20 protein-coding genes are annotated in these 21332 nt (G+C 48.3%); 4 read left to right on the top strand and 16 right to left on the bottom strand.

Annotated elements, in window-relative coordinates:
* Positions 1–109 precede the first annotated feature (109 nt).
* The 3 genes from RS891_RS05780 to RS891_RS05770 all read right to left on the bottom strand — a co-directional run bounded on the left by RS891_RS05780 (position 110) and on the right by RS891_RS05770 (position 2994).
* Entirely contained in the window at positions 110–361 is a 252-nt protein-coding gene (locus RS891_RS05780; RefSeq protein ID WP_063567677.1) for an RNA-binding protein, read from the bottom strand.
* A gap of 307 nt (positions 362–668) precedes the next feature.
* Positions 669–1475 carry a nucleotidyltransferase domain-containing protein gene (locus RS891_RS05775; RefSeq protein ID WP_113054131.1) on the bottom strand — a complete coding sequence of 269 codons (807 nt, stop codon included), beginning with the start codon at positions 1473–1475 and terminating at the stop codon, positions 669–671.
* Between the two features lie 25 nt (positions 1476–1500).
* Positions 1501–2994, bottom strand: a complete 1494-nt coding sequence (locus RS891_RS05770; protein WP_315794742.1) for a TROVE domain-containing protein — start codon at positions 2992–2994, stop codon at positions 1501–1503.
* A 512-nt stretch (positions 2995–3506) separates the two neighbouring features.
* On the opposite strand from RS891_RS05770, the gene RS891_RS05765 reads away from it, so the two are divergent.
* Both RS891_RS05765 and RS891_RS05760 read left to right on the top strand, forming a co-directional pair.
* On the top strand, positions 3507–4862 hold the full coding sequence (locus RS891_RS05765) for a helix-turn-helix transcriptional regulator (protein WP_113054129.1): 1356 nt from the start codon (positions 3507–3509) through the stop codon (positions 4860–4862).
* Positions 4810–5703 carry a WYL domain-containing protein gene (locus RS891_RS05760; RefSeq protein ID WP_315794741.1) on the top strand — a complete coding sequence of 298 codons (894 nt, stop codon included), beginning with the start codon at positions 4810–4812 and terminating at the stop codon, positions 5701–5703. Before RS891_RS05765 ends, RS891_RS05760 begins: the two co-directional genes overlap by 53 nt.
* A 151-nt stretch (positions 5704–5854) precedes the next feature.
* Here the strand turns inward: RS891_RS05760 and RS891_RS05755 are convergent, their stop codons facing one another.
* The 6 genes from RS891_RS05755 to RS891_RS05730 form a co-directional block, all read right to left on the bottom strand.
* Positions 5855–6352: an LURP-one-related/scramblase family protein gene (locus RS891_RS05755; RefSeq protein WP_315794740.1), complete on the bottom strand. Its 498-nt coding sequence runs from the start codon at positions 6350–6352 to the stop codon at positions 5855–5857.
* Between the two features lie 134 nt (positions 6353–6486).
* Complete coding sequence (locus tag RS891_RS05750; RefSeq protein WP_113054126.1) at positions 6487–7227, bottom strand: hypothetical protein; 741 nt, start codon at positions 7225–7227, stop codon at positions 6487–6489.
* Positions 7224–7922 (bottom strand): ABC transporter ATP-binding protein, encoded by a 699-nt coding sequence (locus tag RS891_RS05745; protein ID WP_315794739.1) that lies wholly within the window; start codon positions 7920–7922, stop codon positions 7224–7226. Before RS891_RS05745 ends, RS891_RS05750 begins: the two co-directional genes overlap by 4 nt.
* Entirely contained in the window at positions 7915–8325 is a 411-nt protein-coding gene (locus RS891_RS05740) for a GntR family transcriptional regulator (protein ID WP_113054124.1), read from the bottom strand. Before RS891_RS05740 ends, RS891_RS05745 begins: the two co-directional genes overlap by 8 nt.
* 190 nt (positions 8326–8515) lie before the next feature.
* Entirely contained in the window at positions 8516–9382 is an 867-nt protein-coding gene (locus RS891_RS05735) for an aldo/keto reductase (RefSeq protein WP_315794738.1), read from the bottom strand.
* Positions 9383–9419: 37 nt separating this feature from the next.
* Positions 9420–9989 carry an STM3941 family protein gene (locus RS891_RS05730; protein ID WP_315794737.1) on the bottom strand — a complete coding sequence of 190 codons (570 nt, stop codon included), beginning with the start codon at positions 9987–9989 and terminating at the stop codon, positions 9420–9422.
* Positions 9990–10332: 343 nt separating this feature from the next.
* Between RS891_RS05730 and RS891_RS05725 the strand changes: the two genes are divergently transcribed.
* Positions 10333–12333: a S9 family peptidase gene (locus RS891_RS05725; RefSeq protein WP_315794736.1), complete on the top strand. Its 2001-nt coding sequence runs from the start codon at positions 10333–10335 to the stop codon at positions 12331–12333.
* Between the two features lie 352 nt (positions 12334–12685).
* Positions 12686–13882: a MalY/PatB family protein gene (locus tag RS891_RS05720; protein WP_315794735.1), complete on the top strand. Its 1197-nt coding sequence runs from the start codon at positions 12686–12688 to the stop codon at positions 13880–13882.
* A 344-nt stretch (positions 13883–14226) separates the two neighbouring features.
* Here the strand turns inward: RS891_RS05720 and RS891_RS05715 are convergent, their stop codons facing one another.
* The 7 genes from RS891_RS05715 to RS891_RS05685 form a co-directional block, all read right to left on the bottom strand.
* Positions 14227–14829, bottom strand: a complete 603-nt coding sequence (locus RS891_RS05715; protein ID WP_315794734.1) for an ABC transporter ATP-binding protein — start codon at positions 14827–14829, stop codon at positions 14227–14229.
* A complete protein-coding gene (locus tag RS891_RS05710; RefSeq protein ID WP_315794733.1) occupies positions 14819–15775 on the bottom strand; it encodes an oligopeptide/dipeptide ABC transporter ATP-binding protein in 957 nt (318 codons plus the stop codon). Before RS891_RS05710 ends, RS891_RS05715 begins: the two co-directional genes overlap by 11 nt.
* 3 nt (positions 15776–15778) lie before the next feature.
* Entirely contained in the window at positions 15779–16576 is a 798-nt protein-coding gene (locus RS891_RS05705) for an ABC transporter permease (RefSeq protein WP_397386938.1), read from the bottom strand.
* A 182-nt stretch (positions 16577–16758) separates the two neighbouring features.
* The gene (locus RS891_RS05700; RefSeq protein ID WP_315794732.1) at positions 16759–17754 is read right to left on the bottom strand and encodes an ABC transporter permease; all 996 of its coding nucleotides are present in this window, start codon (positions 17752–17754) and stop codon (positions 16759–16761) included.
* A gap of 41 nt (positions 17755–17795) precedes the next feature.
* Positions 17796–19439 (bottom strand): ABC transporter substrate-binding protein, encoded by a 1644-nt coding sequence (locus RS891_RS05695; protein WP_315794731.1) that lies wholly within the window; start codon positions 19437–19439, stop codon positions 17796–17798.
* 307 nt (positions 19440–19746) lie between these two features.
* On the bottom strand, positions 19747–20223 hold the full coding sequence (gene nikR / locus RS891_RS05690; RefSeq protein ID WP_315794730.1) for a nickel-responsive transcriptional regulator NikR: 477 nt from the start codon (positions 20221–20223) through the stop codon (positions 19747–19749).
* A 108-nt stretch (positions 20224–20331) separates the two neighbouring features.
* Positions 20332–21225 (bottom strand): hypothetical protein, encoded by an 894-nt coding sequence (locus tag RS891_RS05685; RefSeq protein WP_315794729.1) that lies wholly within the window; start codon positions 21223–21225, stop codon positions 20332–20334.
* Between the last annotated feature and the right edge of the window lie 107 nt (positions 21226–21332).

Raw genomic sequence — 21332 nt, 5'->3', positions numbered from 1 at the left:
AACTAAAAAAGTCCAAACACAGCCGTCTCCGGATGAGCTTGAACTTCTTTTGTTACCTGCATATTCGATCTGATCGAGTCCATTATATGATTGACCAGCCCTAAGAAAACTAAGATTCACATGTCGTCCGTTCAGGGAACTTACCACCTTCTCTGAACAAACATCGAACCAGTCGCTGCGCGGCCCGATTAAAATAAAAACTCGGACTGACACCCTCCACCTGAACAGGCTCCAGTTCCTTCACACTTTCCTTGACCTTATTCATTTCAATGAGTCCCATCTTCCGCTCATTCGGTCCGAATCGATAAATAACCTTTTCATCATCTTCCGTCTGTTTCACCAGCAGAATCATTGACGCCATACAGGTTACCCCCTATCGTTACGTTGTGAGATTCCAATGACCACTTGCTTACTATTAATTATTACCCAGAATGGATTGGAAACATATAGGGCTTTAGTTATTTATATTAACGTTAAAACTCCTAATTTTAATTATCTTGAATGAAATATTTTGACGAAAAATAAACAAAAACAGGCTTGGATATACCAAACCTGTACTATTACCTTGACTCCAAAGGGATCAGAAGTCGCACACTTCTCCGATCCTGTTACAAACGTGGGCCCACCGGTTCAGACTTTTGATGTGCAAATACGCAGGACCTTATACTTTAATCGAAGGTTGCCGCCCACACCTCTTGCAGTGCAAAACGGAAGATACGGTCCAGTTCTTCATATTGAATAATCTGTTCATTCTCCAGCTGGGCGGCCAATTGTTCAAAATACGCAATCTTCTCCGCCAAAAAAGCCTGTATGGCGGGTAGCTGCGGTTCCAGGTCGAGTTCCTCGCCGGCCTTTTTCCGGCGCAGCAGTTCATGGATTTCCGTATAGAGCGGCGCGCTCTGAGGAACAAGCTCTTGCACCAGCTCTTCAAATGCCATCGGTGGCATCGCATCATAACGTTCGATCCATCCACAGGCGAGCAGTGGGCGCAGCACATAGAAATACTTTTTGATCTTCACCTGTTCACCCTGCAGATAATCCCTGAAGTTTCCCTTCGCCATATTCAGATAATGGTACATACAGGACTTTGGCGAGAAGGTCAAAGGCGATAGTGTACGAATATGCTCTGCCACGCTGTACGGTTCGTCATACTGAATCGGGGATTGCAGCCACTCCAGCAGCGGCGGATTCGACTTGCGAAACAGCTTCAAGGCTTTGCGTAAATCCCAACCATTTATATCAAGCTGATCACTGATCGGGCGTTCGATAACATCCCTTTTATCCTCAATGGACAAGTACCATTCCAGCGGTCTCACATACAGAAAACGAACATCATAATCGCTGTCCTGTGAAGGAAATCCCCATGCCCGGCTGCCCGATTCACAGGCATAGATGATCCGCACCTGCTCCTCCTGTTCAATCTGCTTCAGCTGCTGTCTAATCGTATCTCTCATTTCTTCATGAACATGAGTCATCTCTGTGCCCTCCACATTTTCCAATTTAAATCTCTATCTCTCTCACCCGGCTCGCAAGTGTATCATATCCCGCTACAGTCTCAGCAATATACGTCAGTACCGTTTCACTCCACCCATAGATATAAAAGGTTTTGCCATCCCGTGGCGGCACCATTGCCTGCTGATAAGGTGCAATATCCACGATAAATGCTTTCAGGTCCGGATTCATCATCCGGCGATAACGTTCAAGCTCAGCATATAACGGACTGCCTTCATTCTGCTGTTCATCGGTGATCATAATGATCTGATCCACTTTCTCTCCAATATCCCGCAGCTCTCGGACAGGCCGTCCCGTGTCAGTTCCACCTTGTGCGCGAATCCGATGAGCTTGGGAAAGGATGCTTTCATCCATCTTGGGACGAGCATCCTCAACTATGTGGTCGAATAACCAGAACAGCGAGTTGCCTCGTGTTTGTTTATAAAGTGCCAGTGCCAGCACCGATCCAATCCGTAAATAATCCCCTTGCATGGAACCGGAGCGATCCAGGAATATGGCGGTTCTTCCCGGCAGCGATGGCAGGTTGCCAATCGATAGCTCCACCGCTTCCCGCAAAGCAGAGCGCAGCTCTTCTCTGGCGATCATTTCATACACACTGGCGAAGCGGAAAGGTAAAATGCGCGACTTACGCAGGGATTCTGCATCCGTTAGACGGCCCGTTACGTAATCGATATTTTTCGATTTTTCAAACACTCCCGCCCGATCCATCGCATTCAGATGACGTAACAATGCAAAGGTGGGCATCTGGGACATCAACGCCTCCCATACCGTACGTGTCGGCTGCATGATCGATGTGATCACCGAATACGGCAGTTTGCCTTTTTCGATCAGATGCATCCGACTTGCAGGGTTTGGGGTTGCCTTCAACTTTTCCAGCGCCTGCAACTGCGGCAGGTCCGTAAGATCCACCTCATGTCCTCGCAAATAACGAAACAAAGCTTGTTTCTTCATATCTGACGGCTTGGGGTGTGCTGTAGCGATCATATCGCCCAGACTGTATCCACGTCCGCGCCCGTTATATTTGATCGCCCAATATTCAGTAATACCATTCAAAAATTGACTCACCTGTCGCTTCACCGCTCGTCCGCCCTGTCCTCGCCCCGTTCCTCTAAGAATCGTCAGAAAATCGGCCAAGTCAGCCGGTGTCTGTACCACCTTGGAGAATACCTTCGCAAACTGATCCGGGTCCACCTTGGACAAGAGTGCCAGCCCGTATAGAGGCTGTAACCGCATCAAGCCTTCATTACGAGCATAGACCAGCGCCCGCGCCATAAACCCTGCATCGACCTCAGCCATCTCCTGATGACTGACCATCGCATCGTCCATCAGCTGCTGGGTATCTGCATAAAATGTATTGTTCAAAGTATTGGTCATCAACATCTGTATATATTGTTCCTCTATCAACCGTTCATAGGCTCCGTAGCCCCCATGATTACGTATCGTTGGCTGAGGTTGATTAAATAATTGTTTTGCTCTGCTCATCACTCATGACCTCCCGGTGTGAGTCTATTTACTGATACTCCATAATAAAATGTTCCGAGGAAAAAGGTGGGAAGGTATAATACCCGCTCTACCGCTGAGCTACACCGCCATGAACGGCGGCGATTGGATTTGAACCAACGACCTGGTCGATTAACAATCGAAGTAACCCTCCCTGGCGCCTCGGAACCTTGATCCGCAGAGTTTGTTGCTGCCCCGCTTCACACCCTTATTATGCCTCACCCATTTGCACGCGAACATGGCGAAAGTATGGCGACGAATCAATTTCATAACTCATAAAAATATCATTTTGTAACGATTGAAGCAGCTAAAGGTATTATGAAATTGATTCAACCGCCGTAAGTTTAAAATGAAACCAGCCACTCATCCTGATACAATGTAGGGATATAGTAAATGGGAAGATCACCAATGTTTCTATATAACGAAGAATTGTTCTGCCAACATAGTCATCCACTATATCCGCCTGACTCCAGGCCACCAAGGAGTGAATATTCATGGCTAAAGAGAGCTTTGACAAAGAAATTCAATTTCTGCGCATGTTGTCCCTGACAAGTGGTGCGTATAACCGTAAACAGTACGCCGAACGGCTCGGCATCTCCGTACATACATTTGATAAAACCCAGCGTAGATTAAAAGAAATCATGCAGACCGTCGCGGACCAACGCTCAGGCTCGGAACAAAACAAAGAAATGGCGGATCTAGTTCGTTTCCAGTATGGGGAATCTGCTGAGCCCATGCTGCTCTTCCTCTTTCGCGCCAAGTCGATGAAAGAGACTGAAGTGCAGCGACTTTCCGTTCTTTTGCACACCCTTCAAGATCAGGCTTTAACCGCTATGGAATTACTGGATGCCTGCTGTGCTGATCTTCCGGAAGATCTGGCATTACCAGACGAAAAGACCATTCGCTCAGATCTGAAGTATCTGGAAGAAGTCGGGGTGATCCGCAAGGAACCTGGCGGCAGGCCTTATCGTTACCTGTTGCAGCAGGACGTACTTACGGGGCTATCCGTGGAAGAACAGCTGGAGTTGTATGATTTTGTGGATATTATGGCCAACACCCAGGTTCCGTCCGTGCAGGGATATTTATTGCGTGACAGTCTCAAAAAAGCCATTGCTACAAGCTATCCACAGGAAGAAGCTACTGAGCCATTTATATACAAGTACCACTATTATTCACGCATTCTGGATGAAGCACATCTGTACACTCTGCTTAGTGCGATTCGCCAGCGAAAACATGTGCAGTTTTTGTATTATTCACCCAAAAAACCGTCCAGCTACAGTTCGCAGAATACAAACCCACGCTTTGAACGGGAAGCAGGCGGACGATCCAACCGGATCGTACCACTTGAAGTTGTCTATGACCATCAGTATGGCCGCTGGTATGTCATTGGATTTCAGGGACGCCGAGGATTTGTGAAGTTCCGAATGGAAGGCATTACACAGCTAGAGGAACAGGATTCAATTGAAGAAGAATATATGCTCAAATTAAAGCAACAGTGGGCTGAGATCAGCCGCTACAGCTGGCTCGTGGATACGGGGAACACTGTAACGGTTCAAGCACGATTCTTCCATCCTCAGGATGGCCAGCGTAACTTCATTCTGGATCGGGTTCGTTTGCAAGGCCAGTGGGGAACGATTACGCCCGAAACAGATCATACCTTTCTGTATGAAATCCAGGTCAACGGTATCACCGAGATTAAGCCATGGCTTCGAAGTTTTGGCTCAAGCTGTGAGGTGATTGCTCCACAGAGGCTGCGTCAGGAGATGATTAAGGAATGGAAGGAGATTGCGCAATATTATGAATCTGTTCGAGAAGATGTTCAACTACCAGATGATGACGAGATTGAATGAAACCGGACTGTTCACCTGGACTTCCCAGGAACGAGCCTGGCTGCGCATGATGCTGAATCACCCTGCTGCACCAGAAGCGCTGCACCCTAATACGTTGCACAAAATGCATGACATGCTGGATGCAGAGCAGGATCTGGACCTTCAGGATTACCTGACCGAAAAAGCCAAAAGTGAAGAAAACAGTGTCTTTCATCCGCTGCTCAAGCCATTACGGCAGATGATTTTGCATCATCAAGGGTTTCGTTTGACAGGGCGTGTCCGCAATGGACGAATCAGCCAGGATCAGTTTGGATACCCCTACAAGCTCGAATATTCCATGGTCAAAAAAGAATGGTACGTGCTCTGGTATGCTCCACTCCACAACAAACTGATGTCCACCAAGCTGCACAGCATCATTACAACGGAAGCCCAGCCACTTCAACCGGAAACTGCTTCGCAATATGCTGCCAAAATCGCGATTTTAACGGAAAACCGGAAGACGACCGTAACGATCGAAGTGCTGCCGGAGTTCAATCAGGAGTTGTCGCGAATTCTGTATGCCTTTTCTTGCTTCGAGAAGCAGGTGGAATTTGTGGAAGCCCAACAGACGTACCGCATTGAACTGACCATTCCGCGGAATGAGATGGATTACGTACTTTCCAAAATGCGTTTTCTGGGCAAACGGGTACGGATTGCGGACAATGCTGCGCTTCGAGAGCGAATGTCCGAGACAGCCGCCAAAGTATTGGCACGCTATGCGGAAACCGAGCTTGAAACACTGCCTGAACGGACTTCTGGAGGAGTGCGCAGCCACCCCATTGAAAAGCCTTTCGCCAATGCAGATGGCAGTGATTCTGCATAGCTCATGTTAGTTGTGATTCGTTAAACGTCCAACTTATGCAAATGGGGACAAATAGCGTGTGTTCGTTTCATTAGAATAAAATAAGACAACAAGAGCTGTCCCCGTTAATGCTAACGACCCAAGGGACAGCCTCTTTGTTCATATGTTCTGTCTACGCGCCACTGCCGGCAGCCGAATTCCTTCTTTTATTAATCGCATGTACGCCCATCACAACCGCAATCAATTCATACGTATCCAGCTGTTCTGATTTGTTGTCTAACACAAACGCACCTGAACCAAACCAGCCACTTGTACGCCTGAAGCTTGCCACGATTTTGCCGCCCATCCCGGTGATATCATATTCCTGTGAAAACGCCGGAACGGAGACATCATACACACCACGCGGTCCTGCATCATACTCATACTTTTTACTGAAGAAACTGATCCTCGCCCTTAAGACACCCCATTCCCTTCCATCGGCCGAGGTTACATCCCAACGGTTACTTAACATGCGGAATTTACCACTGCAGATGAGCCCCGAGTTATCGAATACATCAAGCGATGAACCAAAGGCACTTTTTAAATCGAGATGACCTGCCTGTTCCTGTTGATGGTTCATAATCTCGGTGTACCCTGCATTAAAGAAATTATCTCTGAAATAGAGTTCCATGGAATCCCTCCTCACAAGAAATAAACCTTCTACCTTATTGTAAAACGACATATATCCCTATTTACGTATAAGAACTGGGAATTGCTTCAAATAAAAAAATCTGCCAGCTAAACTGCAGCTGACAGAATCTGATCTTAGACTTCAACTTTTTTATTATTCAGATACACTGCAACACCAACCAAAATCACAGCAACGATGATTTCAAAGATGATACTTGCCCACGTTCCATCTGACCACATGATTCGATTGGACGTAACGGAGATCCCTGTATTTCCTTCTGTGATTTGAAACAACTCATTCGGGTTAAAGCGGCCCGAGAAAATGATATTCTCCAGCCAGCTAATAAGGTTGGTTAACACGAAAAAAGCGACGATACTAATCCACGGTCCTGTTTTAAAGCGGAAGCTGCCTCCAATGGAGATGGAGAGGAAGATGATAATGGTCATGAACAAAGCCACCCACCAGGAAAACAGCAGCAAGGAAACAATCTCCGAAACATGAATACCCGAATCGTTAATGTAGTCGGCAAAGTTAATCCCTGTATGCGTTGCACTGAAAATAAAATAGTGAATGGTGGCAACAACCAGTAAACCCAGCCCGCAGAGCGTTCCGAATATGATCGGGGATAAGACATGAGACAGTCCTGTTACTGGCAAAAGTCGGCGATTGTACGAGCGGATATTGGACCAGTATGTTTTAATCATTTTCACATATATAGATACGCCTACTCCGACATATGCCATAATACCGATAACACTGCCTGATATATCGGACATGAACAATGCCAGCCCAATTTGCACAATAATCAATACGGCCAATCCAGCCAGCAACGTATTCCAATTTCTTCTAAAGTCATATTTCAGCAATGTCATCATTCCGCATAAACCTCCTTGAACATCTCATCCACACTTTTACCGTACTTGAGACGCAGAGTCTCGACCTCTTCCCGCATCACCATCTCACCTTCACGGATGAAGATGACTTCGTCAAAGATCCGTTCAATGTCTGTTACAAGATGCGTAGAAATGATCAGACTGCTGTCTTCGTCATAGAACTTCACAATCGCATCCAGAATTTTGCCACGTGCAACCGGGTCTACCCCGCCAATCGGTTCATCGAGCAGATAAAGACGAGCTTTACGGGAAAGAGCCAGTGTTAATTGCAGTCGTTCATTCATGCCTTTCGACAGATGTCTTACCTTATCTCCCTCTCCAAGCTTCATGAAATCAAGCATCTCTCTCGCTTTTTCTTGATCAAAATCAGCGTAGAAATCGCGGTAATACGCAATCGCGTCCCGTACCTTCATCCAATTCTCAGTCAACGGGCGGTCCGGCATAAAGGATACCAGCGACTTCGTTTCCAAGCCAACCGCTTTTCCTGTGACAAGAACATCTCCACTGCTGGGGTGCAGCAGTCCTGCAACCAGCTTCATTAGTGTGCTTTTACCGCTGCCGTTACTGCCCAGCAGACCTACAATTCGGCCTGGTGCGACATCCAGCGTGATGTCATGAAGAGCTTTTTTACCGCCATACTTTTTACTTACATGGTTCAGCTCAAGAATATTACTCATTCACTGTTCCTCCTCTTCCATCGCGATGCGATGATTGCTTTCCTTCTGCAACGGCATCCGCCACGATATTTACAATATCCTGTTCTTCGATGCCCAGCTCCTGCATTCCTGTAAGAAAACGCTCCAGCAATTCACCAGCCATCTCTTTTTTGATCGTCATAATTTTCGACTCCTCACTTGTCACGTATCGGCCCAGACCTCGCTTGGTTTCAACCACTTCTTCCCGCTCCAACTCCTGAAATGTTCGCTGTACTGTATTGGGATTGATCTGTAATTCGGCCGCGAGCTCACGAACCGAAGGAATTTTATCGCCTGCCTTAAGTGTTCCGGTCACAATCTGTCTTTTGATGTACTGCATAATCTGCAGGTAGATTGGCAAGTTGTTGTCAAATTCGATGCTCACAATGTCCTCGCTCCTCTCTGTATCTGTGTGTTAGTTACATAGTACACTAGTGATTTGTTGTTGTAAAGCCCATTTGTATAAAATAGCTTCAAATGCAAAAAAAAGAACAGATCCGCAGATCTGCTCTTATTACTTTTGATTCTCCCAACTACGTTCATTGTATGATGTAATCGGTCTGACAAGAAGTTTTCTATACGATATCCAAAGGCACTTTACCCTTAGGCGCAGGGAATGCCTCATTCATACGAACAATTTCATCTTCGGTCAAAATAACGTCCATCGCCGCAGCATTTTCTGCAACATGATTCAGCTGTACGGCTTTCGGGATCGCCAGTATGTCTCCATCCCTGATAACCCAGGATAACGCAATTTGCGAAGGACTGACTCCGTGATCTTTGGCAATCTCACGGATGACTGAATGCTCCAGCAATTCTTTACGAAGCCTGCCTCCCTGGGCCAGTGGACAATATGCCATCACAGGAATACGGCGTTCCCTCAACCAGGGAAGAAGCTCGTATTCTATACCACGAGAGGCAGCATGATACAGCACCTGATTCACTGCACAATGCTGGGCACTTGGAATGTTCCATAACTCCTGCATGTCCTCTGTATCCAGATTCGAGACACCCCAGCGCAGAATTTTGCCTGATTGTTTCAACTGTTCCAGAGCTTCAACCGTCTCTTCCAACGGCACATCTCCACGCCAGTGCAGCAAGTACAGATCCAAGCGATCTGTCCCCAGACGCGAAAGGCTGCGCTCACAAGCGGTAATCATCTGCTTACGATCCGCATGATGAGGATAAACCTTGGATACCAGAAATACATCATCGCGACAGCCCTTTATCGCTTCACCAGTGACTTCTTCTGCCCCGCCTTCAGCATACATCTCAGCAGTATCTATCACTGTCATTCCACGTTCAATGCCATAACGCAGTGCCTGAACTTCTTCTCTTCGACTGGATTGTTTCTCACCCATGTACCATGTTCCCTGTCCGATTGCAGGCAGTGTTGTCCCATCGGGCAGCTGGATCGTACGCGTCTGATTTCCTTGTTGCATTTGTACTCCTCCAATCTGAGAATACTCTTCTGCCTATCTATTCATTATTAAACAGATCAAAGTTACTGCCTTCACTCGCCCCTTCATTCGATCGCTTCCAACGCTCCACCATCATGATATACAACTGATCCAGTGGTAACGTTAGGCTGTTCTGGGCAATGCTTACCGTAGCATCGACCATGCTGCTGTTTACCGTCATTAATTTGCGCTTCATCCCATTTTGACGATCCAGAAAGGCTTTCTCGTCCCACAATTTAACTCCAATCATCTTCTGTCCCATGAATTCATACATAAAAATATTCTCAACATCTTTCCAGGCAATTAGCCCTCCTGATGTGTAAGAAGATGAATCCACAAATCCATGCTCATCGACAACAAAGGAAGGTTCCTTCTTAATCATCTTCACCAGGCTGTAGCAGAGACAAAGCCCAAAAAATAAAATGGAGAACAAGCCTATAACGGAAGAAATGGCAGATCCCTTGGCTGAAGAATCATCAAACATCAAAAAAAATCCGGCTGCTACAAAAAGTGCAGCCCCCACTGTAAGCCATGCCATGCGTTTCCGGCTCGGGTATTCCACGTGCTGTTGATCATAGGATGTGGACAAAGTGATGATCCTCCTTCATGGTGACTGAGACAAAAATGATATATATAAACGGGGTACAGCTCATTGAATGAGCTGGATTACCAAATATACCTAAAGAGCATTGTTCATTAAACAGATCCAACTGACATTAAACATCATTTTCAGACAGCTTTTCGTCTATTTCATGACTATTCAACATTAGGATTCGTCATGCTTCCAATAATTCCTTTCGGGCATAAGCGATATTGTTAAGAAATAGGAATACGTTCGTTAGAATCGTGTTGTCCTGCCTCATGCTTTCCGTTAATATAAATGGAAAGGTTAGGAAATTAAAACAATCTGAATCGTGGTGGGAGGACAAACAATGAAGAGTCTGCGCGGCATAACATCGGAAGATCTTTTTCAGATTACATGGGTTAATGATCCAACCCCGTCTCCTCAAGGCGGACAATTGGTATATGTAAGCCGGAAAACAAATGAAGCACGAGACGGTTATTCTTCTCACCTGAGGCTCCTTAACCTGGAGAACCAGAAGGACAGAGCTTTCACATCCGGAGATAAGGATCACGCTCCTGCTTGGTCGCCGGATGGTTCACAGCTTGCTTTTTTACGAGAGCATGAAGGCAAAACACAAGTGTGGCTGATCGCCTCAGACGGTGGTGAAGCACAGCAAATCAGTCATTTGAAGCATGGTGTCAGTTCCCTGCTCTGGTCACCAGATGGGCTCACCTTACTTGTTAAGTCCTCTGTGGACATGAGCGAAAAAGACGAAGATGAAACTGAAGACATAGATAAAAAACTGCTGCAAGAACTTGTCGTGGATCGAATTCGAATGAAATCTGACAGCGGTGGACTGTGGAACGGTCGACGAACCCATCTCTTCCGTGTTCCAGTCGAAGGCGGAGAGACGGTCCCTGTAACTACAGGCCATTATGATATTGGGGACTATGACTGGTCGCCGGATGGAAAGTCCATTGCCTGGATCGCTCAGTTTCCGGAAGAGGGCGAGGAGCATAACGATTACACCCTGACGAACCATGTGTATCGTGCCAAGGCTGATGGATCTGACGTGCAGCAGTTGACCCCTGAAGGATACTCTTTCGGAAGGCTCACGTACGCACCTGATGGACAATCCCTTGCACTGCTTGCCAGCGACCGCTCCTATGGAAATGCAACGTTGGTCAAGCTCTATACCCTTCCGATCTCAGGCGGTCAACCCGTATGTCTGAGCAAGGATTGGGATGTACAGATCAATCACAGCCTCGTTGGTGATATGCGTTCACACCTGACTAATACGGGCCCGGTATTCAGTCGTGATGGTTCGTCCATTCTCTGTCTTGCTACTATTGAAGGCAGCGTTCGGATTGCCCGATTTGCACGAGATGGCAGTCATGCCGAATACATCTTGCCGGACGAAAAAGAGTTCTATCAGTTTGCTGAGCTGGAAAATGGACAGATTGTGGCAGGCGTAGCAGACGTACTTCGTCCTGGTGATCTCTTTCTATATACTCAACCTGATGAAGTTGGGGCCGAGCCTATACAATTGACCCATAGCAATCCTCAGCTGGATGAAGAAATCCAACTTAGCACACCCGAGACCTTCTGGTTCGATTCCTCTGATGGCCTGCGACTGCAAGGCTGGATGCTGAAACCGGCTGGCATGGTGGAAGGAGTTAAAGTCCCAACCATCCTTGAGATTCATGGCGGGCCACATATGATGTATGGCTTTACGTTTATGCATGAGTTCCAGATCCTCGCAGCACAGGGATACGCTGTTGTATATATTAATCCAAGAGGCGGGCTCGGATATGGACAGCAATTCGTGAATGCCTGCCGTGGTGATTATGGCGGCGGGGATTATCGTGATCTGATGGAAGCCATGGATTATGCGTTGTCCCGTTATCCGTTTATCGACGAGTCCCGTCTGGGCGTCACTGGCGGCAGCTATGGTGGCTTCATGACCAACTGGATTGTTGGACATACCGACCGTTTCAAGGCAGCCGTCACTCAACGTTCCATCTCTAACTGGCTCTCGTTCTACGGAGTCAGTGATATTGGATTCTTTTTCACGGAAGACCAGATTGGCGGTAATGCATGGGATGACACCGAGAAGTTATGGAAACACTCCCCGCTTGCATACGTGGGTAAAATCAACACGCCGCTGCTGATTTTGCATGGTGAGCAGGATCTACGATGTCCGATTGAACAGGCTGAACAATTGTATGTTGCTTTGAAGCGGCGCAGACAGACCACTCGGTTCGTTCGTTTCCCGGGGGCCAATCATGAGTTGTCTCGCGGAGGTCACCCGCACTTAAGGGTACGTCGTCTGGAGCATATTGCTGGATGGTTCAATGAGCACCTGTAACGCCATCATAAGATCACATTTATGAAATAAAGGATAAATATCCCTCCTCCTGCTACCTATGTCTGCCTGTGCGAGAAGAATTCAGGATCAGCAAAAAAACCACCAGTAGAATCGGTCATATCCTGACCTTCTCTGGTGGCTTTTACTGTTTGGAAGTTTGGAAATAGGGTAGATACTGCCTCACTGTCCATACGCACACTCAAATCATTGTTATTACGTGAATAAATTTCTGGATGCAGCCCCATACCAAATGGAATCCATCCGCTGTTACAAGTTGCGAATTCACCGAATTTATTAGATAATAATCTGTCGATTGTAGTCGAAGGAACGGATATCAAGGAGGATTTAAGCAATGAGCAAGAACAAGAATCATACATTTGATGAGCCGATTAATCGGCTCTCTACAGGATCAGAGAAATGGGATGCGCTTGAAGAGATTTTTGGCGTCGCAGATGCGCTCCCCATGTGGGTTGCTGATATGGATTTCGCTGCTCCGCCGTCGGTCATTCAAGCGCTGAAAACTCGAATGGAACATGGTGTTTTTGGCTATACGGTGCGAACAGATGCGTATCACGCCGCGCTATCGGGATGGATGGAGCGCCGTCACAACTGGAGCATTCACGATGAATGGGTTGTATTCACCCCAGGTATTGTGCCTGCACTCAGCATTGCTGTACAACGGTTCACCGAACCGGGAGATGCAGTAGTAATTCAGACTCCAGTGTATGCACCCTTCTATGATGTGGTACGTGGTCAGGGCAGAGAACTGATGACCAATCCATTAGTGGAGAACGATGGACATTATTCTATGGATCTGGAGCATCTGGAATCCTGCCTGAAGACGGGTCGGGTCAAAATGTTAATTCTGTGCAGCCCTCACAACCCAGTTGGGCGGGTATGGACTCGTGAAGAACTTCAAAGCCTTGCTGCACTCTGCGTGCAATATAATGTAATTATCGTTTCGGATGAGATTCATGCCGATCTGGTCCACCAACGCGGTGCGCATACTCCGTTGGCCCTGATTTCTGAAGCTGTCGCTGATCTCAGCATTATCTGTACAGCACCAAGCAAAACGTTCAACATACCAGGTCTTTGCACCTCCAATATCATCATACCAAATGCCAAGCTGCGGGAATCATTCATGCAGGGCGTGAAAACGATGGGACTTGCCAACATCAGCACGTTGGGAGCAGTTGCAGCCGAAGCGGCCTACAACGGTGCTGAAGAATGGCTGGATGACTGCCTTGCCTATATCCGCGGAAATATGGAATACGTGCAGGAGTATGTCGCAGATCATATGCCGCAAATCGGAATCCGATTTCCAGAAGCGACTTACCTGCTGTGGATGGATTTCCGAAAGTTGAATATTCCACATGCGCAGCTGTGTACGATGCTGCTCAAGGAAGCGGGACTCGCCTTCAATGATGGAAGTATCTTCGGAGCAGAAGGCACAGGATTCATGCGCATGAATGTGGCTTGCCCACGTTCAACAGTGGAAGAAGCCATGCGCAGATTGTCTGTGCTGGTGGGCAGGCTGTCGAACCAATAAGGTGAATCACGGTAGGTAAAGTAAACTAAAGACGCTTACGAATCGATTACACCTTATTCGGAAGTTTAGCGTGAATCGGGAAGGCTAACGAACTTCAACCCCTTTATTATCGTATGCATAGCAAAATTCTGTGAAAATACAGACAATACGGGCATATAAGGTGTCTACAATTCATTCCAACATCAAAACTGTAGAATTCCATCTAATAGCGCACGCTTCTCGTTAAAGCACTGAGTTCGTTATAATTGCAAAGGGGTGTCCCCGTAGTCAAATCCATGATTAATGTTCATGATCAACTACTCGGACGCCCCTTTTAAATTGTAAAACGGTTTATACGCCGTAAACTATGAAGTTGGCATCTGCACAATCCGATCGCATAACCTGTGCAGCAACTCCCGATCATGGCTGATGATCAGCAATCCCAGGCTGCGCTGACGCGCGATATTCATCACCGTATGCCAGATCTGGGCTTGTGTGATCGCATCCAGCATGGTGGTCATCTCATCAGCGATCACGTAGCGAGTTGCTGTGCCGAGTGCACGTGCAACGCAGAATCGTTGCAATTCTCCGCCTGACAACTCACCGGGCCTGCGATCCAGCCAATTCATCCGGATACCCAAGTCATTGAGCAGCTCCTGGTCCTCGATTGCCGCTTCCTTCAAGACACGGCGCATCCGCCACCGCGGATTCACCGCTTTCTCCGGATGCTGGAATACAAGCTGAACCGGACAGACTCCGGCTTTGGGAAGCGGCTTCCCATCCAGCAGCACTTGACCTGCCAACGGTTCCACATACCCTGCAAGGATACGCCCAAGACTTGTTTTTCCACATCCACTGGGCCCCCACAAGCCAACAACTTCCCCCTGCTGTACTTCCATACTTATATCCTGAAATACCCAAGCGTCCTTACCATAGCGATACCCTGTCTTTCTAGCTTCAAGTGGCATGAATGCACCTCACTTCCCCGTCGCGGAACTTGCGCAGCTCAGGACGTTCACTCGTGCAAACCATGGTTGCTCCAATGCAGCGTGGTGCAAATGAGCATCCGCCTACCTGCTGCCGACCTGTTTCAGGCTGGGTACCAGACAGAGGTTGAAATTCATTTTGCGGCAACGCATTCCAAAGTGCCTTCGTGTATGGATGTCTTAATTTTTCGCCCTTACCTGTAAAATCACATGCCTGTGCCGTCTCCACATTGGAGCCTGCGTAAAATACGGATATGCGGTCTGCTGCCGTCAAAGCAGTCGTAATATCATGGGTAATCCAAAGGATGCCGACGCCTTCATTGGCCAGTTGTCTAAATTGCTTCATCGTTTCAGCCAGCACTTCGGGATGGATGCCAGGTGTGGGCTCATCTGCAATAATGAGTTTCGGATCGCCCGAGGTGGCCGTTGCCATCAACACCCGCCGAGCCATACCACCTGACAGTTCAAACGGATATTTACCCGTCGTGCCATGTGGCAATCCATAACGTCCCGTCAGTTCCTGCTCTGCCTTGTGCATCGTGGATCGGAGCGTCGATCCGTGCTTGCGCCCTGTCTTTTGGCTTACAGGTTGAACCTGCCTGCCCACCTTCAACAACGGGTCCAAATAATTGACCGATTGCGGAATGTACACCAGTTCATTGCCGCGCAGATGAAGCTGCCGGTCCATGGTCAAGGGTTCGCCTGCATAGCTAATTCGACCTTCTATCGTCGCATTGGCAGGAAGAATGCCCATGATCGCCTGCGCCAGCACACTTTTGCCTGATCCACTTGCCCCTACGACGGCGACAATCTCCCCTTCATTCACAGTCAGATTCAGATCCTGAATAACATGGGTCTCCTCGTGCCCAAACCATCCTCGAGCACGCCGGAACGAAACCGACACTCCCTCTACTTCAAGAAGAGCCATTGTCTACACCACCTCCCTTGAACTGCCAGTTCCCGTTAATGTCTTCAGACTACTGCCCAACACATCAAATGCACGAACGACCAACAACAATGCGAAACCTGGGAAAAAAGCCAACCACCACATTCCTGCAGATAAATATCTCATCGACTCTGATAAAATAATACCGATCGCTGGCTGCTGCGGCGACAGCCCCAGCCCCAGAAACGTAATCGCTGCCTCATGCAGAATGGCATGAGGGAAGATCAGCAGCACTCCCACGAACAGCTGCGGGATCAGATGGGGGAGCATGTGTCGCACCGCAATACGCATTCGTGAATGACCCAATCTGCGTGAGATGTGAATATACTCTGCTGATCTCAGCTGAATCATCTCTGCCCGTACAATGCGGGCCAGATTCGGCCAATGGGTCAGAGCAATCGCTAATGCCACCCCAGGCAAACCTCCACCGAACACAAAAGCCAACATTACCAGCGACACCAAGTGAGGAACACTCAGGAAGAGGTCAATAATCCATGAAATGACCCGGTCCGCAGCCTTCCCTGAAGCAGCAGCGAGCCCCAGCAATAGCGCGATAAGTCCGCCGCCACAAGCCGCCATTAACCCCACTTGAATGCTCGTTGCTAAACCTTTTAATGTGCGCATGAACATATCTCTTCCCAGCCAATCCGTACCAAAAGGATGTGCCCAGGCTGGAGCCAGATTCCGATCCATTAAGGAGGTCAGCGTCGATTCTGCCGGAAGCAGTCTGCCTGTCAGCCACACGATGGCAATCCACATCACAGCCAGGCCACCCCAGATCATCGCCCATTTGCGCGGATTACGGAAACGAGGATTACTGCCACCTGAATAACCTTTCCCACCATGAGTACGTGGATGTACTCGCCTCCAATTTCTCTTGTTCCCCGCTTCACTTTTGGGAGAGTTAACTTTCGGATGCTGTGCAGTCTGAACTGCAGGCCGGGAGGGACGTTCCAATGTCTGTTTCATCCTATAGCCTCCTCCTTCATGCGCGGATCAATGATACGGTATAGAATATCGGCCAACATATTGCCTGTAAACACAAATATCGCACTGCACAGCACAAGTCCCAGCAGCAGCGGCACATCACCGCGCAATCCCGCCTGGACCGTTGCTTGACCCAATCCGGGATAGGAAAACACTTGCTCCGCGAGCACAGCTCCACCGAACAATTCACTAAATGAAGCAAATTGCAGCGTCAAAGCTGGCAGTACCACATGCCTGAACCCATGGCGACGAAACAGTTGAACACCTCGCTCACCTCGTGCCCTCGCAAAAAGAATATAATCCGAGTCCAGCACATCCACGAGCTTCTGCCGGGTATGTAAGGCAATAGCGGCTACGCCCGTCAGACTCAACGTCAACGCAGGCAGAATCATGTGCATGGCCCGATCTCCCCATGTCACTTGATCTGCTGCCATACCCGCAGGTACACCAAGTCCGATTGGCAGCCAGCCAAGCCATACACCGAATACCATAAGCAGTAACAGCGCGATCCAGAATACCGGAGTGGAAGCCAGTGTGTAACAGTACCAACAGATCAGACGATCCAGTCGCGAGTCCCGTTTCATGCCAGCAACAACACCCAGACCGAATCCAATCAGACCGGATAACGCCCAAGCCACCGCCATAAGAGCGACAGAATTCATGAATCGTTCCTGGATGATGTCCGCAACCGGCTGCCTATAGATCATCGATGTTCCCAGATCGCCTTGGACTAGTGCCTGCCCCCAAGTAAGCAGCCGTTCTACGGGTGAATCATTGAGTCCCCAGCGATCCTCAATAAGACTGCGCTGTTCTGCGCTCACCCTGATCATATCTCCACCAATGTAGGCCTCCACCGGGTCCACCGGAGAGAACTGCATTAATATAAACGACACCACGCTGACTCCTGCCAGCAAAGATAACAGCCGCAGCATTTTAAATCCGACAAATCTGACCCATCCCATCCTGTCCTCCATCCAATCTCTCCCCAATTCAGGCTAAAGCTACCGCAGCGTTTCTATTTCGATTCTGCATCCCATGACCATTCTTCCAGATTGGATGTCACCGGCCACCCATGACCATGTGGATGGATCTGCTGTTCACCGATATTTAGACCATTCTTCACCAGATACAGATGATCAATGTTCACCAGCCATGCCCATGGCGCATCGCCCTGGTAGCTGAATCCTGTCGATCCGTCCCACTCCGCTTTCTGCCAGAAGGGCAGTGCCTCTTCTTCCGTTGTCGCTTGGAGAGCTTGTTGCATCCAGTGGTCCACAGCTGGATTGCTGTACAATCCAGTGTTGTAGTAACCTTCCCCTTTATGGGTACTACTGTAGAGGTTGTATGTCTCAAGCGGATCATGACTGCCCCACCCGAATAATACGGCATTAGTATAGGCCAGCTTTTTCGTCTCTTCCCGGCTCTTCCCCTCTACATTGACCTTGATCCCTGCCTGGGCCACCATATCCGCAGCAGCCAGTGCCAGAGATTGTCTAGTTAGATCCCCTGCAAAATAAAGCAGATTGAACTCAGCCTTCGTGCCGTTCTTTTCCACAATTCCATCACCATCTGTGTCCACCCAGCCGCCATCAGCCAGAATCTGCTTCGCTTCATCCGGATTCGCATCTGCAAATACAGAATCCGGATTACTCCACGGCAGATCGTCGCTGACCGAGTAGGCCGGACGACCACGCCCCTCCAGTACCCCCTCCACCAATGCAGTGCGATTAATCGCGACATTTACCGCTTTACGAATGGAGATGTCGGATGTAACATCATTGCCTGCCGGCAGGCCGTCACCAGACTTCGCACCTGCGGGTTGCATCGGGAACATGATGCCCCGGTTATCCACTGTTTTCACTGATTCAAGCTTCATGCCACTTACCTGCTGCTTGCTGAATGCCGCCGGGATAGCTGCGATATCGACAGTACCGGCCTGCGCCGCCGCAAATGCTGCATCCTCATCCAGATAGAGAAATGTAAGTTTATGGAATGTGGATTTTTTCCCGTAATATTGTTCGTTAGCCTCGACGATCGCCTGCTGCCCCTTATCCCACTGCACCAGCTTGTATGGACCAGACCCAACCGGATGCTCGGCATAATCAGGACCATAGGCGTGCTCAGGCACAATACCGAGTGTCGTCAGAAGACTGATAAACGTGGACTGCGGCGACTTCAATGTAAAGACGACAGTAGTTGTATCCGGTGCTTCCACATCAGCCATATTGGTCAGATCGATGACCGAACCGCTCTTGGCAGCCGTTTCAAACGTAAACCTGACATCTTCAGCCGTCAGTGGCTCACCATCGGAGAACTTTACATCATCCCGAAGTGTGACGGTCCAAGTCAGCCCATCTTCACTGACGGAATGCTCTGTCGCCAGATCATTGACCAGTTGGAGCTTGGCATCCCTTTTCAGCAAAGTGCTCTGAAAGAGCGGCGAGCCGTACTGTCCCCAGCCCGTAGTGGGATCAAATCCGCCTTCCGGTTCCGTGCCAACGGCCAGCACCAATTCGTCTTTTGGAAGAGAAGTCGCCGCCTGATGGACGCTCTCTGTTGAGGATGTCCCCTGTGTACATCCCGACAACCCAACTGTACACATAAGTAAAATGCCTAATCCCGCTCTAACCGATCGTTTCCCCCATGAAAATCCGCGCATTTACGTTGTTCCCCCTCTAGTTTTTCGTTTCAATCCAATTCCGTGTTACTTTTTTTGAAAATTGTAGCACAAATCAGATTTGTTGTGTCAACAAACTTAACTTCAAAATCCATTTATTTTCATTTACAGGGAATTTAAATGAGATTAATAGAGCTGTAAATAGATGATCCACCATTTGAAGTTAGGTATTATAACAAAACAAAAGAACAACAGATTATCGGTATTGGACCAATCATCTGTTGTTCTAAATACGTGCTAAGGAAAGAGTCGGCTAAAGCCAATGAATCGGTTATTAACATTTTGACATTTAATCCATTGAAGAATCAGGAGAATGGTGAGGATGGTGGTGGCTTGCCATTTTGTTGAGCTCGTCCACATACGTTACGGACAACTCTGCATACAGTACTCCTTTTTGAACCTGGATCTGCTGATGCAGATGACGCAATCGTCCTAGGTTGCCCCGTACCGCAATGACCTCCAGACACTGATCATGGTTCAGGTGCACATGCATATTGGAGATGATGTCATGGTGTGCCTCGTGCTGCAGCTCCATTAATCGAATGGGAAGATCACTGATATGGTGGTCATATACCATCACAATGGTTCCAGCTACATCCTGCTCGGAATGCAATGCAGAGGGCTCCAGCAATGTTTTACGGACCAAGTCACGGAAAGCTTCCGAACGATTTTTGTATCCCTGCTCTTCGATGTAGCTGTCAAACTGTTCGATCAGAGGCGTGGGAAATGCCACACCAAACCGGGTCAAATCTTCTTTGTCTGCCATTCATATCCTCCTGCCGCCTCGTTTGCTTCGAGTGTACCACAGTCCTGTCTTCTCATCGACTATACTGTTGTTTCTCGGTAGTGGCAAAAGGGTTAATGTAGCCCACTTTTATTTAGGTCTCTTGGTCAATTCCTGTCTGACTTTAGCGTAGGTAGCACTTACCTTCTGTTCCAGTGTATAGATATGTTGTTTGGAACCTGCCCATTTCTCTGCTGCTGCGGATAAGGAGTTCAACGAGCTTAATACGCGTGATGACTGGCCTAGTTTTGTGCTCTGTTTGAACTGCTGCAACGCGTTTGAATATCGCTCTCTCGACAGGCTCGCCTGCTTTTTGCCCGTTTGAATCTGCTTCTTCACCGGATCAGCTCCAGCCAGTAAAGTACGCAACCGTTTCACTTCTGTGCTCTTTCGTTTACGGGCTTCGGCAAGCTCCTTTTTCTTGAGACGAATGTCTTGTCGGGCAAGCTGAACAACTGGTTTCAACGTATCCGCTTGGGTGCGAATAGCCGCACTCCATTCCTTGTTTTTGATCGCTTTGGCGGCATCGAGCTGCTTATTCACTGAACTGTACAAGGCAAACAAAGACTCATACCGTGCCTCGGTTTGTTTTACCTTTTCATTTAGACCCCCGATCTTTGCATCATCGATTTGCCTTATACTTACACGTAGTTGTTCAAGATCCTTGGTATTGGCGGCATGAATGGTCTTTGTCTTTTGTTCCCAAGCTTGTTCCTGCGTCGTCCAGTTACTAACGTTCTCGTACGCTCGTTGCAGGGACAACTTGGTCTGCGAATCGGCCTTGCTCAGCACGGTTTCCCACGCCTTCTGGGCTGTTACGCCAAGCTCAGGGCCCGCTGCTTCAGCAGTGGAGGAATAATACATCACACTCATACTGAATATGATGATGAGTCCCAGGCTCATACGGGTCCATACGTTAGCGCGAAGGTTAGGGCGCGCCCCGTATCGATTACTCAGTTTGCTCATGAAACTATGATTCTTCATGCTCCTCATATGGTATGGGTTCATAATTTGTTGCTTGCCTTCATTTCCCTCATTTAAGTGGCTTTGCCTGGCTTGCACTGAACATGAACAAAGACCCGCCTGATTAT

Origin of the sequence: Paenibacillus sp. BIC5C1 (assembly GCF_032399705.1) — a bacterium.
In the GTDB taxonomy this organism is placed as follows: domain Bacteria; phylum Bacillota; class Bacilli; order Paenibacillales; family Paenibacillaceae; genus Paenibacillus; species Paenibacillus taichungensis_A.
The sequence above is the reverse complement of the archived record's forward strand: the minus strand, read 5'-3'. Positions and strand labels throughout refer to the sequence as shown.

Excerpts from the sequence above, each read along its gene's own strand:
- RS891_RS05780 (WP_063567677.1), bottom strand. The coding sequence starts at position 361 with ATGGCGTCAATGATTCTGCTGGTGAAACAGACGGAAGATGATGAAAAG.
- RS891_RS05775 (WP_113054131.1), bottom strand. The coding sequence starts at position 1,475 with ATGACTCATGTTCATGAAGAAATGAGAGATACGATTAGACAGCAGCTG.
- RS891_RS05770 (WP_315794742.1), bottom strand. The coding sequence starts at position 2,994 with ATGAGCAGAGCAAAACAATTATTTAATCAACCTCAGCCAACGATACGT.
- RS891_RS05765 (WP_113054129.1), top strand. The coding sequence starts at position 3,507 with ATGGCTAAAGAGAGCTTTGACAAAGAAATTCAATTTCTGCGCATGTTG.
- RS891_RS05760 (WP_315794741.1), top strand. The coding sequence starts at position 4,810 with ATGAATCTGTTCGAGAAGATGTTCAACTACCAGATGATGACGAGATTG.
- RS891_RS05755 (WP_315794740.1), bottom strand. The coding sequence starts at position 6,352 with ATGGAACTCTATTTCAGAGATAATTTCTTTAATGCAGGGTACACCGAG.
- RS891_RS05750 (WP_113054126.1), bottom strand. The coding sequence starts at position 7,227 with ATGATGACATTGCTGAAATATGACTTTAGAAGAAATTGGAATACGTTG.
- RS891_RS05745 (WP_315794739.1), bottom strand. The coding sequence starts at position 7,922 with ATGAGTAATATTCTTGAGCTGAACCATGTAAGTAAAAAGTATGGCGGT.
- RS891_RS05735 (WP_315794738.1), bottom strand. The coding sequence starts at position 9,382 with ATGCAACAAGGAAATCAGACGCGTACGATCCAGCTGCCCGATGGGACA.
- RS891_RS05725 (WP_315794736.1), top strand. The coding sequence starts at position 10,333 with ATGAAGAGTCTGCGCGGCATAACATCGGAAGATCTTTTTCAGATTACA.
- RS891_RS05720 (WP_315794735.1), top strand. The coding sequence starts at position 12,686 with ATGAGCAAGAACAAGAATCATACATTTGATGAGCCGATTAATCGGCTC.
- RS891_RS05715 (WP_315794734.1), bottom strand. The coding sequence starts at position 14,829 with ATGCCACTTGAAGCTAGAAAGACAGGGTATCGCTATGGTAAGGACGCT.
- RS891_RS05710 (WP_315794733.1), bottom strand. The coding sequence starts at position 15,775 with ATGGCTCTTCTTGAAGTAGAGGGAGTGTCGGTTTCGTTCCGGCGTGCT.
- RS891_RS05705 (WP_397386938.1), bottom strand. The coding sequence starts at position 16,576 with ATGATCTGGGGTGGCCTGGCTGTGATGTGGATTGCCATCGTGTGGCTG.
- RS891_RS05700 (WP_315794732.1), bottom strand. The coding sequence starts at position 17,754 with ATGGAGGACAGGATGGGATGGGTCAGATTTGTCGGATTTAAAATGCTG.
- RS891_RS05695 (WP_315794731.1), bottom strand. The coding sequence starts at position 19,439 with ATGCGCGGATTTTCATGGGGGAAACGATCGGTTAGAGCGGGATTAGGC.
- nikR (WP_315794730.1), bottom strand. The coding sequence starts at position 20,223 with ATGGCAGACAAAGAAGATTTGACCCGGTTTGGTGTGGCATTTCCCACG.
- RS891_RS05685 (WP_315794729.1), bottom strand. The coding sequence starts at position 21,225 with ATGAAGAATCATAGTTTCATGAGCAAACTGAGTAATCGATACGGGGCG.